A 1,834-nucleotide genomic window follows, 5' to 3' on the forward strand; every position below is an offset into this window, starting at 1 on the left:
CCAGCGGCCGGCCCGCGGCGGTCGCGAGGCCGCCGACGCCCCCGGCGGCGAGGCCCGTCTCGCCGAACGGCCCGAGGTTCACCGAGAGCCACGGACGGCCCACCGACCGCTCGGCCCCGGCGAAGGAGTCGAGGAAGGCGTTCGCCGCCGCGTACGCGCCCAGGGCGCCGGCCAGGCCGGGCAGCACCGACGACACCGAAGAGAACGCGACGCACACTCCCGGGCGCTGCCCGTGCCGGTCCAGTGCCTCGGCCAGCAGGACGGTGCCGAGCGTCTTCGCGCCCAGCGCGTCGACCGTCTCCCGCACGTCCGTTCCGCGCAGACCGCCGGGCCGGGCGACTCCGGCCGCGTGGAAGACGGCGTCCAGCGGGGGGAGTCCGGCGACGAGCCGTTCGACGTCGTCGGGGACGGTGAGGTCGGCCGTGACGTAGCGGGCGTCGGCGCCGAGAGCGGTGAGTTCCTCCAGGAGGCCCCGGGGCGGGCGGGGGGAGCGTCCTGCCAGTACGAGGACGGGGCGGGCCCGGTCCGCGAGTCGCCGGGCCAGTGCGGAACCGATGCCTCCGGCACCGCCCGTGATCAGGTAGGTGCCGTCGGCGGGCAACGGGGCCGTGCGGTCCGCGTGTTCCGCGGTGCGTGGCACGACGGCCCGTACCGAGCGCTGCCCGGCCCGCCAGGCGACGGCTCCTTCCGCCTGCGGCGCGGATGCCTCGGTGAGCAGTGCCCGCAGGTGCTGCTCCTCGTCGTCGAGGGAGGAGAGGTCGATCCAGTTCGCGATCACCCCCGTGGATTCCTGGGGCACGGCCAGGGCGAGCCCGCCGAGGATCGCCTGGGCGGGGTTCGGGCGCTCCGCGCCGTGGCCCGTGACGTGTGCGTCCCGGGTCACCACCAGCAGGCGGCGGGCGCCGGTCCGGTCGAGCAGCGCGAGTGCTTCACGCAGCGCCGTGACCGCCTGGTGCTGGTGCTGTTCCAGGTCCGCCGCCGTTCGGGGACGGGCCGTGCCGGCGAGCAGGATCACGGTCTCCGGGGTTCCGGCGTCACCCGCTCCTCGGCGGGCGAGCCGGTCCGCCAGCCGGCGCGCCTCTGCCGGGTCCGCACCGGTCACCACGACGGCACGGCCGTCCGCGGGGAGCGGGGGCGTCGGCCGCCACACGACGTCGTGCAGCAGGCCCGGTGAGGGCCAGTGGTTCTGCCGGCGGTACGGGCAGGGCGGCAGAGGCACCCGGCGGCAGCCCTCGTCGAGGGCCGTGCGGTCCACCGGTACGCCCCGGGTCCACAGACGGGCCACGGTCTCCAGCAACTCCCGTGCTCCACCCGCCGCTTCGGCCGCGGACACCACGAAGGCACCGGTGGTGGGCGCCACCGTCCGGGTCGGGCCGAGGTCCACGAACGTGTCGTAGCCCTCCTCCAGCAGACGCGCCACGGCGCGGTCGAACCGCACCGGGCGCAGGGCGTGTTCACGCAGGTGGTCCGGGGTCATCGGGGGCTGCCACGCCGCGGTGAGCGTGCTCATCACCGGTGTCGTGGGCGCCGTCGGGGCCAGTGCGCGGGCCGCGTCCGACAGGGCCCGGGCGACCGGCTCCATCAGCGGGGAGTGGAAGGCGCGTGACACCCGCAACGGGCGTACGGTCGCGCCCTGCCCGGTGAGCCGCCGCGACGCCTCGCGGACCGCGTCGGGGACGCCGGAGATCACCAGCCGCCCCGGCCCGTTGTACGCGGCGACCGCCAGTTCACCCCCGGAGGCGGCCACCAGGGCGGCCACCTCCCGCTCCACGGCGCCCAGCACGGCCGCCATGGCGCCCGGTGCGGTCGACCCGCCCATGAGCCGGCCCCGTTC

At 76.9% G+C, this 1,834-nt stretch carries 1 protein-coding gene; it reads right to left on the reverse strand.

Features of this window, described 5'->3' with window-relative positions; genetic code table 11:
• A partial coding sequence (locus tag B7767_RS36615) for an SDR family NAD(P)-dependent oxidoreductase (protein WP_256923694.1) occupies window positions 1–1,819 on the reverse strand: 1,819 nt, incomplete at its 3' end.
• Window positions 1,820–1,834: the final 15 nt, after the last annotated feature.

This window comes from Streptomyces sp. 13-12-16, assembly GCF_002114215.1.
Lineage (GTDB): Bacteria > Actinomycetota > Actinomycetes > Streptomycetales > Streptomycetaceae > Streptomyces.